Source organism: Nocardia sp. NBC_01503 (genome assembly GCF_036327755.1).
In the GTDB taxonomy this organism is placed as follows: Bacteria; Actinomycetota; Actinomycetes; order Mycobacteriales; family Mycobacteriaceae; genus Nocardia.
In genome coordinates this window covers 3,962,230-3,976,442 of the sequence record NZ_CP109596.1, presented here as the reverse complement: position 1 = coordinate 3,976,442, position 14,213 = coordinate 3,962,230, and the positions used below count along the sequence as shown (strand labels likewise).

Here is a 14,213-nt window from a genome sequence, read left to right as displayed (position 1 = left end):
GAACGCCGCGCGCCCCGCTCCAAATGTGGAGCGGGGCGCGAATTGCTTTGCTACAGCTTAGAACTCGACCAGGGTGTAATCGGCCACGCGGTCGGTGAGCACGCGCAGGTGCTCCAGATCGCCGCCCAGGGTGCGAGCGACGGCCGTGAGCCGGGCGACGTAATGGCTCACCGGGTACTCGGTGGTGATACCGATACCGCCGTGCATCTGGATGGCCTCCTGGCCGATATGCCGGGCGGACCGGCCCACCTGCAGTCGAGCGCGGGACGCGACCACCGGATCGGTGACATCGTCCGCCACGGCGGCGGTGGCGTACAGGCTCATACTGCGCGCCAACTCCAGTGACACATACATATTCGCCGCACGCTGGCTCAGCGTCTGGAACTTCGACAGCGTGACACCGAACTGCTTGCGGGTCTTGAGGTATTCGGTGGTCAGCCGCAAAGCCTCCTCCATCGCACCGAGCGATTCGGCGCAGAGAACGGCCTGGGCCCGCGCGGTGACCGTGGCCAGCGCGGCCTGCGCGTCGGCATTGTCACCGAGCAGTTCAGCGGCGGCCGAGGCGAATTCGATCTGCGCGCCACGACGTCCGTCGAAGGTGCGGAAAGGCGTGCGAGACACACCCTGCGCGTCACCCGCCACCAGGAAGAGGCCGAGAGCACCGCCGGGCAGCTGGGCGCTCACCACCAATTCATCGGCGCAATCACCGTGCGGGACCGGGTTTTTCACACCGGTCAGCGCATAACCGTCACCTGACGGAACGGCGGTGGTGCCGAGTTCGACTGCGGGCCAGCGCGTTCCGGGCTCGGCATGCGCGAAAGCCAACAGCTTGTCGCCGCCGACCAACGCGGGCAGCACCCGCTGCCGCTGTGCCTCGGTACCGGCGGCCGCTACCAGCCCGCCGGGCACCAGCACGGCATCGAGGATCGGCTCGGGCGCGAGCCTGCGCCCGACCTCCTCCATGACGACCATGACCTCGACCGGACCCGCGCCGACGCCGCCGTCCTCTTCACTGAAAGGCAGTCCCAGCACCCCCAATTCGGCGAGCTGACCCCAGACCTCCCGGCTCCAGCCGAGTTCGGTGTCGGTGACCTTGAGCCGGGTCTCCGGGTCGTAGGCGCGGCCGAGCAGATCGCGGACCGTGTCGCGCAGCATGACCTGTTCATCGGTGAGTTCGAAATCCATGGCGGCAGCTCACAATCCGAGGATGGTGGAGGCGATGATGGTGCGCTGCACCTCGCTGGAACCTCCGTAGATGGTTGTCTTGCGGTAATTCAGGTAGCTCGGACCGGTGCGCTGGGCCCAGTCCGGCGACGCGATACCCGCGGTGTCGACCGGCAGGGCATCGGGTCCGGCGATATCGAGCAGCAATTCCGTTGCGGCCTGCTGCAATTCGGAGCCGCGCAGCTTCAGCACCGAGGAGGCCGGATTCGGCTTGCCATCGGTGGGTTGGGAGACCACGCGCGCCAGGGTGAGCTCCAGGGCCAGCAACTCGTTCTCCAGTTCGGCGATGCGAGCGGCGAACACCGGATCGTCCAGCAGCGTCCCGGTGCCCGACTTGATCTGTGCCGCATACTCTTTCGCCACGCCCAGCTTCACCTTGGTGCGGCCGACACCGGTGATACCGGTGCGCTCGTTGCCGAGCAGGAACTTGGCATAGGTCCAGCCCATATTCTCCTCGCCGACCAGCTGATCGGCCGGAACGCGCACGTTCTCGAAGAACACCTCATTGACCTCGTGATGCCCGTCGATCAATTTGATCGGGCGAATGGTCACACCCGGGGTCTTCACATCGAAGAGCAGCATCGAGATACCGGCCTGCTTCTTGACGGTCGGGTCGGTGCGCACCAGGCAGAAGATCCAGTCGGCGTACTGGGCCAGCGTGGTCCAGATCTTCTGACCGTTGACGATGTAGGAGTCGCCGTCGCGCACCGCGGTGGTGCGCAGCGAGGCCAGATCCGAACCGGCGTCCGGCTCGGAAAAGCCCTGGCACCACCAGATGTCGAGGTTCGCGGTCGGCGGCAGGAAGCGCTGCTTCATCTCCTCGGAGCCGAATTGCGCGATTACCGGGCCGATCATCTGGGCATTGAAGGTGAGCGGCTCGGGTACCGAGGCGAGCTGCATCTCGTCTTCCCAGATGTGCAGCTGCATGGGCGACCAGTCGCGGCCGCCCCACTTCGACGGCCACTTGGGGGTGGCGTAGCCGTGCTGATTGAGAATCCGGTGCGTGGTGACGATGTCGTCGCGGGAGAGTTCGTGGCCGTATTTGACGCGGTCGCGGATCTCCGCCGGGATCTCGGTCCGGTAGAACTCGCGCAGTTCGTCCCGGAATTTCACCTCGTCGGGTGACAGGGCAAGTTTCATCGCATCTCCCAGCGTCGCTGTCGTATCAAGGTCGAACTTACCCCCCGGTAACCGGAGGGTTGTCGAGTGGATCACACTCGCGCGCCGCCTCACCCCGGCGGTTCGCGGACAGAGCTGGTACGTTGCCGGGAAGATCAGGCGCACTCCAGCCGCGCGCAGCGGCGAAAGGCAGTCGCCTGCCGCCAATCCCGGTATCCGAGAGTTCGCAGGAGCAGCACGAGTGAACGGCAGGACCCTTCCCCGGCGCGCCGCAGCGGTCGCCGCCATCGCCGCCACGGCGGTTCTCGGTGCGACCAGCACCGCCACCGCCGAGCCGAAGACCGACAATCCGGTCGATGCCGCCATCACCCACCTCACCGCGGCCGCGGGCACCGATCAGGACGCACTCGCCGCGGTCACAAGCACGGCCAAGAGTGCCCAGTTGGTTGCCGCCGCCGGACTGAAGAACATCGGCTTCACACCCTTCGGATATCAGGCGCCGACCCTGGGCTGCGGCTTCAATCTGCCGTTCACCATGACCGCCGCCTCCGCCGTCTCCGGTCAGCCGGGCCCGGACACCGGCCTCGCCGGACCGCCCGGAACGCTGCGCTTCCAGGCCGCGCCCGCCACCATCGGTATGCCGCTCGCCTCCGGCCTGAGCGTGGCCTGGCTGAATGTCGGCAACGGCCGCAGCGGTATCACGCCCCTCGACGAATTGACCGAGTACAACCTGCCGACGCTGGCCAAGACCGTGGATACCGGCCCCGGCACCGTCGTCGCCTCACTCTGGGGCAGTATCGACTACCCGGGTTCGCGCTGCCTGGTCCTGCCCACCGTCGGCCTCTTCACCGTCGCCGACCTCCCGGTGGAACCGGCCCCCGCGCCGACCGACCCCGCGCAGGTGCCCACCACCCCCGCGCAGGCCCCCGCGGACACCGGCGCGGCGGGTAGCGGCTCCAGCGACACCAACTAGCCTCAGCCCCCGTCATCCCGGCATGCATTCGGCCGGGATCCACATCCGCAGTGCAGCAACGCATCTCGGTGGATCCCGGCCAAAAGCGCGCCGGGATGACGAGAATGGCTCGCCGCGATGACGGGATGGCGCTCGCCGCGATGACTGGAATGGCTCGCCGCAGTAACGGGAATAGAATGCGCCCCGGCTCTCTCGAGCTGGGGCGCATTTCTGTGTGGGAAACGCTCGCGCCCGGCCTCTTTCACCCGCATCAGCGGGAAAGGGCTGGGCGCGTGACGATTACGTGCGGGGCTTGCGGCGGGTGTCGGCCCGCTTGAATTCGCGATCACTCGGGCCGCGACGCGGTGCGCGGCTCATCGAACGCTGTCCGGGTGCACCGGAGTCGAGCTGCAGCTGAATCAGCTGACCGCTGATCCTGGTGCGGCTCAACGCGTTCAGGGTCTCCTGCGAGAGATCGGCGGGCAGCTCCACCAGGCTGTGATCCGGTCGGATCGAGATATGCCCGAAATCGCTGCGGCGCAGACCACCCTCATTGGCGATGGCCCCGACAATGGCGCCGGGCGCGACCTTGTGCCGCTTACCCACCGAGATCCGGTAGGTCGCCAGCTCGGCACCGGTATTGCGGTGCATGGCCGGACCGCCCTCACGCGGACGACGCTCACGGCGATCACCCTCGAAGGAGGTACGCCCCTCGCGATCACCGCGCTCACGACGCGGGGCCGGCTCCGGATCGGGCTCCATGAAGAAGTTGTCACCGTCGTACGAGCCGATCGCCAGCGCGGCCGCGATATCCACCAGCGGGATATTGTGCTCGCGCTCGTAATCCTCGATCAGCTTGCGGAACAGCGGCAGATTCGCCGAGGAGAGATTCTCGGTGATGGTGTCGCCGAACTTGGCCACCCGCTGCGCGTTCACATCCTCGACCGAGGGCAACTGCATCTCGGTCAGCGGCTGCCGGGTGGCGCGCTCGATGGCATCGAGCAGGCGACGCTCGCGCGGGGCCACGAACAGCAGCGCCTCACCCGAACGACCCGCGCGACCGGTACGGCCGATGCGGTGCACATACGACTCGGTGTCATGCGGAATGTCGTAGTTCACCACATGCGAGATGCGCTCCACGTCCAGACCACGCGCGGCCACATCGGTCGCCACCAGAATGTCCAGCTGGCCGTTCTTGAGCTGACCGATGGTCCGCTCACGCTGGGCCTGCGCGATATCGCCGTTGATCGCCGCCGCGGAGTACCCACGCGAGCGCAGCTTTTCGGCAAGCTCCTCGGTGGCCTGCTTGGTGCGCACGAAGATGATCATGGCCTCGAAGGTCTCGACCTCGAGGATGCGGGTCAGCGCGTCCAGCTTGCGCTGGTACGACACCATCACATAGCGCTGACCGATATTGGTGTTGGTGGAGGTCTTGGTCTTGACCGTGATCTCCACCGGATCGTGCAGGTACTGCTTGGCGATCTTGCGGATCACCGGCGGCATGGTCGCCGAGAACAGCGCGACCTGCTTGGTGTCGGGCGTGTCGCGCAGAATGCGCTCGACATCGTCCTGGAAGCCCATCTTCAGCATCTCGTCGGCCTCGTCGAGGACCAGATACTGCAGCTGCGTCAGGTCGAGGGTGCCGCGCTCGAGATGATCGATGACACGACCCGGCGTGCCGACCACCACGTGCGCGCCCCGGCGCAGGCCGGACAGCTGCACGGCGTAGTTCTGACCGCCGTAGATGGGCAGCACGTTCAGACCCGGGATATGGGTGGCGTACCGGCCGAACGCCTCCGCAACCTGGATCGCGAGTTCACGGGTGGGTGCCAGCACCAGCGCCTTGGGCGACTTGCCGGTTACCTCGAGCCCCATGAGGATCGGAATGGCGAACGCGGCGGTCTTACCGGTACCGGTCTGCGCGAGACCCACCACATCCGCACCGCTGAGCAACGGCGGAATCGTCGCAGCCTGAATAGGCGACGGCGATTCGTAGCCGACATCGGCGATGGCCCGCAAAACGCGGTCATCGATACCGAGATCAGCGAAGGACGGGCCGTTCGCGTCCCTCTCGTCGTCAGTGGGAACGCTGTCGGCCGGTGAGGTACTCATTGACCAGGAGTTTACTGCCTTACCCTGGTCGGTCCGACCATAGGGTGAATAGGCTGGACCGTGTGCAACCGGACAACCCGCCCTCGGCCGCTGCCGCAACGCCCGTCATCTCGGCCTCCGGACTCGGTCACGCCGAACCCGTCCCGGTCCGCAACTACGTAACCGGCATGGTCACAACGCCGGAACCGGGCAGTTCGGGGGCGACGACGGTGACAGTTCACGAACCCGAGCCGCAACCGCAACCGATCACCGGCGCGGCGGATGCGGGAGTCGTCGACATCGCCGTGGTGCAGTTCGCGCCCGGCACCGATACCGTGGCCAATCTCACCGCGTTGCGTGCCGAAGTACGGGCCGCCGCCGAACTCGGGGCGCGTCTGGTGATCGCGCCGGAGTACTCGATGTACTCGGTACTGCGACTGGACGCGGGCGCGGTCGCCGCCGCCGAACCGCTCACCGGGGCATTCGTGAACGGATTGCGCGGAATCGCAGCGGAATTCGGGGTGTACCTGGTCGCGGGCGTACTCGAGACGCCCGGCGGGGACCAGCCGGAGGGGCTCATCTACAACACGCTCGTCGCGGCGACGCCCGATGCGGAGTTCGCGGCGATCTACCGCAAGGTGCACCTCTACGACGCGTTCAAGTCCCGTGAATCCGATGTGATCCTGCCCGGACCGCTGGACCAGACGCCGACCTTCACCGTCGACGGCATTGTGTTCGGTATGCAGACCTGCTTCGACCTGCGCTTCCCCGAAGGCATTCGGCGCATCGCGGCCGCGGGTGCGCACGCGCTGATCCTGCCCGCGCAGTGGATTCCCGGACCCGGCAAGGTCGACCAGTGGACGACGCTGCTGCGCGCGCGAGCCATCGAGAACACCATCTACGTCGCCGCCGCCGATCAGGCGGCGCCCCGGGGCTCCGGTGCGTCCATGATCATCGCGCCCACCGGTGCGGTCCTCGCCGAACTGGGCGACCAACCCGGTATCGCCACCGCCCGCATAGACCTCGAACACCTCGCCGAGGTCCGCACCACCAATCCGAGCCTCGCCCTGCGCCGCTTCACCATTCGCGGCGAATAAGAAGCGGCCCGTCATCCCGGCGCGCGTCCTTGGCCGGGATCCACACCGGAGAGTGATGTCCGCACCGCGTGGATCCCGGCCAAAAGCGCGCCGGGATGACGAGGGGGACCACACCCGCCTGCCAGCCAACTAGACTGGGCGGCAATGATCTACCCGAATCGGGAGGCCGCGGGCCGGGCGCTGGGTGGGGTGCTCGAGCATTTGCGCGCGGCCGATCCGCTGATCCTGGGGTTGCCGCGCGGCGGAGTTCCGGTGGCGGTCGCGATTCGCGCGGTGATCGGCGGGGATGTCGATGTCCTGCTGGTCCGCAAACTCGGCGTGCCCTGGCAGCCCGAACTGGCCATGGGCGCCATCGGCGAGGACGGGGTGCGGGTGCTCAATGCCGATGTGGTGCGGAGCACCGGGGTATCCCCCGCAGAGTTCGCCGAGATCGAGGAGCTCGAGCGGGCCGAACTCGAGCGACGGCGACAGGTACTGCGCAGCGCCGCACCCATCCCGCTGAAGGATCGCACGGTGATCATCGCCGATGACGGTATGGCCACCGGCGCGACGGCCGCCGCCGCCTGCGAAATCGCCCGCATGCACGAACCGCGCCGCGTGGTGGTCGCCATACCCGTCTCGTCTCCCGAAGCGCTGCAACGGATTCGAGCCCTCGCCGACGAGGTGATCTGCCCGCTGATCCCGCGCCATCTCGGCGGAGTCGGCGGTGTCTACCGCGACTTCCACCAACTCGACGATGACGAGGTTGTCGCGCTACTCACCGAATCTCGTTGATGCCCTTGCAGTGTCGCTGGGCCAGCTCGGCGTAGTACGAGGGATTCACCTTCACCCAGAGCTCGGCGGCCGTGCCCTCGATGGACTTCCGCACCTGTGCGGGCGAGCCCGCGGCCAGCACCCCATCGGGAATCTCCGCCCCCGGCGGGACCAGGGAATGCGCCGCGATCATGGTCCCGCTGCCGATCTTGGCCATATCCAGCACCGTACTACCGTTGCCCACAATCGATTCCGCCCCGAGCGTGGCCCCGTGGAACACCACCGCATGCGCGATGGTCGACCCCGTCCCGATCTCCACCGGCACATCTTCCGGCACGTGAATCACGGCATTGTCCTGCACATTCGCTCGCTCGCGAATAATGATCGGCGCGAGATCCGCCCGCAATACGGCCCCGTACCAGACCGACGCCCCCGCCTCGACCCGCACATCCCCGATCAGCGTCGCCGTAGGCGCGATGAACGCCGTCGGATCAACCGTCGGCCTCTTACCCTCGAATTCATAAAGTGGCACGCCTAGCACCGTAAACCCCGGCCCCGCCGAATAGTTCACATTACCGGCCACGGGCGTGAACTCCGCTCAGCGAGCCACGACCGCCCCGATCCACTCCGCGATATCGGCGGTGACGGTCCCCTGAACCGGTTCGTGCAACAGATCGTGCCCCGCGTCCGGGTACTCCCGAAAGTCTGCCGATATACCCCGAGCCCACTCCCGCACCGGCTCCATCGGAGCTCGCCGATCATCCACGCCGTGCACGATCAACACCGGAACACCCTCCGGTACAACAGGTCCCGCCGCCTGCCCGGCTCGCGTACGATCCGGGTTCCGGCGACTCGCCGCAGCGTTCTCGCTGCCCCTGGCGGACTTCGGAGCTTGGCCCAGCAGCACCGCGCGCGGAGTCCCGCAGAGGATCAAGCCGGAAAGTGCGGTAGCCACCCCGGAAGTCGCGGCTCGCGGCCCCGAATCGAGCGCGGCCAGTGCGGTGGCCGCGCCGAGCGAGTGGCCCATCAGCAGGAGCGGTCCGGGTTCGGCGGCGATCAGGTCGAGGAATGCCCGTGCGTCACCGGCCAATTCGGGCAGGGTCCCGGGCCGATCCGGGTCACCCTCACTGAGTCCGTGCCCGGCGGTATCGAGGGTCCACAGTTCGATACCCGCTGCCTCGAGGGCGCGCCCGAACCGGTGATAGTGCCCGCTGTGCTGTCCGGTGCCCGGTAGCAGCGCGACCCTGGCCGCGGGATCGGTGACCGACTGGCGGCGATAGTGCAGCCGCCCGCGGCCGCCATCGAAATACGGCATCCGCCGATTCTCGCACCTCGGCATCGCCGAGATTCCGGTCGGTCGGACAACAGGAATCGGGTCGCACACATCGGACGATTCGGGTGCGGTGCGACGGCGCGGAGGGGCGACACGCCGAGGTCAGAGGGCGGTTTTCCAGGGGCCCACCGGGAGAAGAAGGTGGCGCGTGCATGAGGCGTGACGCGAGTCGTGTTGTGTCACAACGGGGCCCGGAAATCCGGTGCCGATGAGCGGGGCGCGAAGGGTGCGGCGGCGGCCCGCGGGGGCTACCTGGCGACAACGGGTGGGAGGTGGAGTCACTACGCTGTTCGCGACTCGGCACGCAATGGCGCGTGTCCGGGTCGCGGGTGTCGGCGGAGAGACACAGGAGGGCCGCGATTGATTCTGTTCGGTGATCGTGTCGTGTGCAGCACCGGTGACCTGGTGTCGGCGGCGCGTTGTGAGTTCGCGCTGTTGCGCGCGCTCGACGCCGAACTGGGGCTGGTGACGTCGATCGGATATCCGGCGCCCGGTGTGCTGACGCATGCCTGGAATCCGGCGGTCGAACATCGGCTCGCGGATCTGCGCGACCGGTACGGGACGGGCGTGGTGCGCGTAGGCGTTCCCGCCGAGCCCGCCGATCCGGAGGCGACCGTTGCCGGGCTGCGGGACGCGCACGAGCAAACCTTGACCGCGCTGCGGGGGCATGCCGAAGCGGTCGCGGGGGCCGTCGTCTTCGATGGCGCGTTCGCCACCCGATGCGATTTCCTGGTCCGGGACAGTGATCCCGAAACGCATGACTATCTGCCCGCGGCGGTCGCGAATCGGAATACCCGGATTCCGGCGCTGCTGACGCTCGCCGCTACCGCGGATGCACTGCGGCAGTTCGGGTTCCGGCCCGCCGCGCGAGCCAGGCTATGGGTGGACGGGGTGGCGAGTACGCATTCGCTGGCCGATATCGCCGTGGTGCATCGGGCCCGCCGCGACCGGCTGAACCGGATTCTGGACGATAAGCTCGGCGAACTGCTGCCCGTGCAGTGGGGAGATCGGCGGTTCCTGGCGTGCGGCCACTGCACCGCCTGCACCGCCGAGCTGGAGACGCGCCGGGATCTGCTGCTGGTCGCCGGTATGCGCCCCGCCACTCGCGCCCAACTCCGCGATGCCGGTATCACCACCGTCGACCGGCTGGCCGATGCCGACGCCACCGTCACCGGTGTACCCACACCCACTTTCAGCGCACTGCGCCGCCAGGCCGAACTCCAATTGGAGCGCGAGAGCACCGGCCATCCCACGCATACCCTCATCGACGCCGCCGCCCTGGCCGCGCTCCCCCGACCCAGTCGCGGCGATCTCTTCGTCAGCGTCACGGCCCCGGATCGGCTCGAAGTGTGGTCCAACTGGTCCGCGGATCGCGTGCACACCTTCACCATTCGCACCGGCGAGACCATTCCCGACACTGAAACCGTTGCCGCACAAGATCTTCCAGTCTGGGATGATGACGCCGACGCACTGCTGGACTTCCTCACCGAACGCCAGTGGGAGCATCCGGACCTGCGCATCCACCACTACCGCGGTAACCTCCGCCCGCTGCTGAGCACCGTCGGCGAGCGCTATCCGGACGGTGAAGACGTTGTGGCCGAACTCCTTCCGGCCCTGGTCGACCTCTACCCGATCGTCCGCGCCGCCATGATCGTCGGCGAACGCTCATACGACCTGCGCCAACTACCCCCGAATCAGACCTCGGCAACACCCGATTCGACAGGGACCGACGGCCTGGCCGGCAGCGGACCGGAAGCCGTACGGCGACTGCGCGATTGGCTGCTCGAGCTGGCCGGAGAGCACGGCATTCACCCCGCCCGGCGCATGTCCTACGACTACTGGGAGACCGGCCCCGACGAGGTCGAGGCCGCCCTGCGCGAGTTCGCCGAGACCGGCTATCGCGATGGCAGCGAACGCGGTACCGCCCAGGTGGCCGCCGCGTTCACCGCGGCCGCGGTGGGCTATTTCCGGCGCGAACGCAAACCGCTGAGCTGGGCACACGACGATCGACTGGATCATCCGGTCGAGGAGTGGGCGGAGACGCCGGGCGTCCTGGTCGCCGACTGGGGCACCGTGGACACCAAGTGGCACAGCACCGGTCAGCGCCCCATGCGCCGTTACCTCACCCTCACCGGAAGACTCGGCACCGGGAACGCCCCGCCACCGGGCACCCGGGTCCTGACGCTCTACGACCGGCCCGCCCCCGGGATGACCGCCACCCCCGGACAGCGCGCGGCCGCGCACGCGACGGTGCTGGGCTGCGCCCTGGACACCAATTTCGAGGATGTGGTGCGCGTCGTCGAACTCCTGCCCGAGGGCTGTGAACCCTATGACGATCTGCCCACCGCCATCGCGCCCTGCCCGCCTCGCCGCGATGACCACCTGGAGGAGTCGCTCGAAGACATTGCGCACCAACTGCTCGTGACCCTCCCCGAGGTGCCGGGTAATGCCGTCTTCGACCTTCTGTGCGGCCGCCCGCCCCGGCTGCGCGAGGGCAAACCGCTCCCCGAGGTCTTCGGCGATCACGCCGCCGCCGTCACCGCCGCCATTCTCGATCTGGAGAATTCCTATGTGGCGGTGCAGGGTCCACCCGGCACCGGGAAGACCGACACCACCGCCCGCGTGGTGGAAAGACTTGTGACACGGTACAAGTGGCGCGTCGGGGTGGTCGGTCGCACGCACGCGGTGGTCGAACATGTGCTGGACGCGGTCGTTCAGGTGGGCGTGCTGCCCGAACTCGTCGCCAAGGCCGAAGCACAGTCGGTTGCCGCGGAGTGGCTGCCGATCGACGCCTCCAAATACGGCCGCTTCCTCGACAATGCCGTCAATGGCGGTGTGGTGGGCGGACTTTCGAACGATTTCACCGATCCCGAGCGCATCACCCGGGACAGCCTGGATCTGCTGGTGATCGCCGATGCCGGGAAGTTCCCACTCGCCGATGCCGCCGCCGTAGCGCTCTGCGCACGAAATCTGCTGCTGGTCGGCGATCCCGCCCCCGCCACCGGACACGGCATCCATCCCGAATCCGTGGACGAGTCAGCGCTGGGCCGCCTGGTGGGCGCGCATCGCACGCTGCCCGCCGCCTTCGGTTACTTCCTGGATCGCACCTGGCGGATGCATCCGCGCGTCTGCGGGCCCGTCTCCCGGCTGCGCTATGACAATCGGCTGCGATCCAATGAAACCGTCACCCTGGCAAGAGAACTCGAGGGCATCGAGCCGGGTGTGCGCACGGTGACCATCGAACATCACGGCAACAGCACCGAATCCGCCGAGGAGGCCCGCGAGATCGTGCGGCAGGTGCGCAATCTACTGGGCCTGCCGTGGCAGACCGGTGCGGTCACCCGCCGCCTGCACCCGCACGACATTCTGGTGGTCGCGCCGTATCACGCGCAGGTGGCGCGGATTCGAACCCTGTTGTCCCGCGCCAGGATCGAGGATGTCCTGGTCGGCACGGCGGACCATTTCCAGGGCCGCGAGGCCGCCGTGGTGCTGGTCTCCATGGCCACCTCGGCCCCCAAGGACGCCCCGCACGGTATCGGCGCGCTGCTGTCCCGGCACTGGCTGACCAGCGCCATCTCGCGGGCCATGTGGTCGGCGATCATCGTGCGCTCACCGCTGCTCACCGAATACCTGCCCGCCACGACGACCGAGCTCAGCGATCTGGCGGCTGTGCTGCAACTGGACCGGGTGTGAGCTGAAGGTGTGCATCCCGGCCGAAAGCACGCCGGGATAACGGATGGCGGCCACCCGGATGACAGATGGCGGCCACGCCGGATGACGGGACCGGGGGGAGCCTCAGCCGAAGTTCTGGCCTTCGCCGCGGTAGCTGGGAACCTGGGTGCGGGTGCCGTCGGCGACGAGTTGGACCTCGTTGAAGCGTTCGAGGAGTTCGCCCGCCTTGGCGTGGCGGAACCAGACACGGTCGCCGATGGCGAGGTGGCCGGCACCGGTCAGCGGGGTTTGGACCTCGCCCGCGCCCTCGGTGCCGATGAGGCTCAAACCTTTGGGCCACACCGGCTTCGGGACACGCGAGGCACCGGCCGGACCGGAGGCGATATACCCACCGGAGTAGACCGTGGCGATACCGTCGGCCGGATGCCGCAGCACCGGCATGGCGAAGTACATCGCGGGGCGCGGAGCCAGATTGCGGTAGCCGTCGAAAAGCGTTGGCAGGTAAAGTCCGGAGCCCGCCGTCACCTCGGTGACATCGGGATCGGAGATGCTCACCTCGATGGAGCCGGTGCCACCGCTGTTGACGATCTCCAGCACACCGACTTCGCTGCGCACGGCATCGACGACCTGCTTGCGGCGACGGCCGATTTCGAGCGCGGACGCCTTCTTCACCAGTCGCACAGCGGGATTCGAATCCGGCAGCCCGGCGATCTGCGCCTCATAGGTCATGACGCCCACGACATCGAACCCGCGCCGCCGCGCCACACCGGCGACCCGTGCGGCCTGTTCCGGCGTACGAATCGGCGAGCGCCGCACACCCAGGTGCAGCGGCCCGATGCGCAGCGAGGCATCCACATCGATACACACACGGGGAGAGACCTTTTCGCCGATGGCTGCGCGAATCAGATCCAGCTGATCGATATCGTCGATCATGAGTGTGATCGATTCCAGCAGCACCGGATCGGTGGCCAGCTTCGCCAGCGCACCGCGATCGACGGTCGGATAGCCGAGCAGAATATCGCGCGCACCCAGTCCGGCAAGCCAAATGGCTTCGGCGAGTGAGTAACCCATGATTCCGGCGAACCCGCCGGAGGCGGTGAGATCGCCGCCGAGCACCTCTTCCAGGACGGCGCGGCAGCGCACGGATTTACTGGCCACCCGGATCGGCACCCCGCGGGCGCGGCGCACCAGATCGGCGGCATTGGCGCGCAGCGCGGCCAGATCGACGGCGGCCAGGGGCGGGTCGAGTTCGGCGGTCGCCGCGTGCAGCCCGGCGATAGGCGACGGTTCGCTCACTATTTCATTCGACCACGAAACTGGTCATGCGTCCAGCAATTCGGCGAACCGGAAACGAACAGCTCGAATCAGAGATCGACGGCCTTGGTGGACAGGTACGACACCAGGTCATCCAGTACGACCAGCGATATCTCGTCATCACAGTCGGCCAGCCAGCGCAGCACCATGCCCTGGATCACGGCGAGCAGGTACGCGGCAATGGCATCCACCGGCTCCAGCCACTGCGTGCCCGAGCGCTGCGCGCACAGGCCGAGGAATTCGGTGACCTCGGTATCCAACTCACGGAACATGGCCGCACCCGCGGGATCGGGGGTGCAGACGGTCTGACCGCCCTCCTGCCAACGCCGGCGCAGTACCGCCAGCGTGGACTCATAGGCGCGTAACTGTCGATCCGGCGACGACTTCAGCATCGGCCACAGCGTGCTCACACCCGCGTGCAACAGCACTCGAAGAGCGCGATTACCGGTGATGTCGAGCGACGCGGCGGCCTTCTCGATGGCCTCGGTCATGGCCGATCGCAATCCGACCTGGACGATTTCTCCACTAGCGCTCAACGACGACTCCCTTTAGCGAAAAGAACTCGCGCATCTCGCTTGCGCGGCTCGCTCAACGGGTGTGCAGATCAGCGCTGATCCCCGAGCAGGACCCCGGCGTACCCGTTCAACAGGTATCAACG

General features: G+C 67.5%; 11 protein-coding genes. 4 read left to right on the top strand and 7 right to left on the bottom strand.

Annotated elements, in window-relative coordinates:
• Nucleotides 1–57: 57 nt before the first annotated feature.
• Together OHB26_RS17860 and OHB26_RS17855 are read right to left on the bottom strand one after the other, a co-directional pair.
• A complete protein-coding gene (locus OHB26_RS17860) occupies nt 58–1,185 on the bottom strand; it encodes an acyl-CoA dehydrogenase family protein (protein WP_330185282.1) in 1,128 nt (375 codons plus the stop codon).
• 9 nt (nt 1,186–1,194) lie between these two features.
• Nucleotides 1,195–2,364 carry an acyl-CoA dehydrogenase family protein gene (locus OHB26_RS17855; protein ID WP_330185281.1) on the bottom strand — a complete coding sequence of 390 codons (1,170 nt, stop codon included), beginning with the start codon at nt 2,362–2,364 and terminating at the stop codon, nt 1,195–1,197.
• A gap of 220 nt (nt 2,365–2,584) precedes the next feature.
• Between OHB26_RS17855 and OHB26_RS17850 the strand changes: the two genes are divergently transcribed.
• The gene (locus OHB26_RS17850) at nt 2,585–3,316 is read left to right on the top strand and encodes a hypothetical protein (RefSeq protein ID WP_330185280.1); all 732 of its coding nucleotides are present in this window, start codon (nt 2,585–2,587) and stop codon (nt 3,314–3,316) included.
• 279 nt (nt 3,317–3,595) lie between these two features.
• On the opposite strand, the gene OHB26_RS17845 is transcribed toward OHB26_RS17850, so the two are convergent.
• Nucleotides 3,596–5,407, bottom strand: coding sequence for a DEAD/DEAH box helicase (locus OHB26_RS17845; protein ID WP_330185279.1), 1,812 nt, complete (start codon nt 5,405–5,407; stop codon nt 3,596–3,598).
• 167 nt (nt 5,408–5,574) lie between these two features.
• On the opposite strand from OHB26_RS17845, the gene OHB26_RS17840 reads away from it, so the two are divergent.
• On the top strand, nt 5,575–6,483 hold the full coding sequence (locus OHB26_RS17840) for a carbon-nitrogen hydrolase family protein (RefSeq protein ID WP_442943020.1): 909 nt from the start codon (nt 5,575–5,577) through the stop codon (nt 6,481–6,483).
• A 144-nt stretch (nt 6,484–6,627) separates the two neighbouring features.
• A complete protein-coding gene (locus tag OHB26_RS17835) occupies nt 6,628–7,257 on the top strand; it encodes a phosphoribosyltransferase (protein WP_330185278.1) in 630 nt (209 codons plus the stop codon).
• On the opposite strand, the gene OHB26_RS17830 is transcribed toward OHB26_RS17835, so the two are convergent.
• Together OHB26_RS17830 and OHB26_RS17825 are read right to left on the bottom strand one after the other, a co-directional pair.
• Nucleotides 7,241–7,768, bottom strand: coding sequence for a gamma carbonic anhydrase family protein (locus OHB26_RS17830; RefSeq protein WP_330185277.1), 528 nt, complete (start codon nt 7,766–7,768; stop codon nt 7,241–7,243). The two genes, OHB26_RS17835 and OHB26_RS17830, sit on opposite strands and share 17 nt — an antisense overlap.
• A gap of 66 nt (nt 7,769–7,834) precedes the next feature.
• Nucleotides 7,835–8,551: an alpha/beta hydrolase gene (locus OHB26_RS17825; protein WP_330185276.1), complete on the bottom strand. Its 717-nt coding sequence runs from the start codon at nt 8,549–8,551 to the stop codon at nt 7,835–7,837.
• Nucleotides 8,552–8,929: 378 nt separating this feature from the next.
• Between OHB26_RS17825 and OHB26_RS17820 the strand changes: the two genes are divergently transcribed.
• Nucleotides 8,930–12,262: an AAA domain-containing protein gene (locus OHB26_RS17820; protein WP_330185275.1), complete on the top strand. Its 3,333-nt coding sequence runs from the start codon at nt 8,930–8,932 to the stop codon at nt 12,260–12,262.
• Nucleotides 12,263–12,364: 102 nt separating this feature from the next.
• On the opposite strand, the gene OHB26_RS17815 is transcribed toward OHB26_RS17820, so the two are convergent.
• Both OHB26_RS17815 and OHB26_RS17810 read right to left on the bottom strand, forming a co-directional pair.
• Complete coding sequence (locus OHB26_RS17815; protein WP_330185274.1) at nt 12,365–13,537, bottom strand: amino acid deaminase/aldolase; 1,173 nt, start codon at nt 13,535–13,537, stop codon at nt 12,365–12,367.
• A gap of 68 nt (nt 13,538–13,605) precedes the next feature.
• Nucleotides 13,606–14,091, bottom strand: coding sequence for a TetR family transcriptional regulator (locus OHB26_RS17810; RefSeq protein ID WP_330185273.1), 486 nt, complete (start codon nt 14,089–14,091; stop codon nt 13,606–13,608).
• Nucleotides 14,092–14,213: the final 122 nt, after the last annotated feature.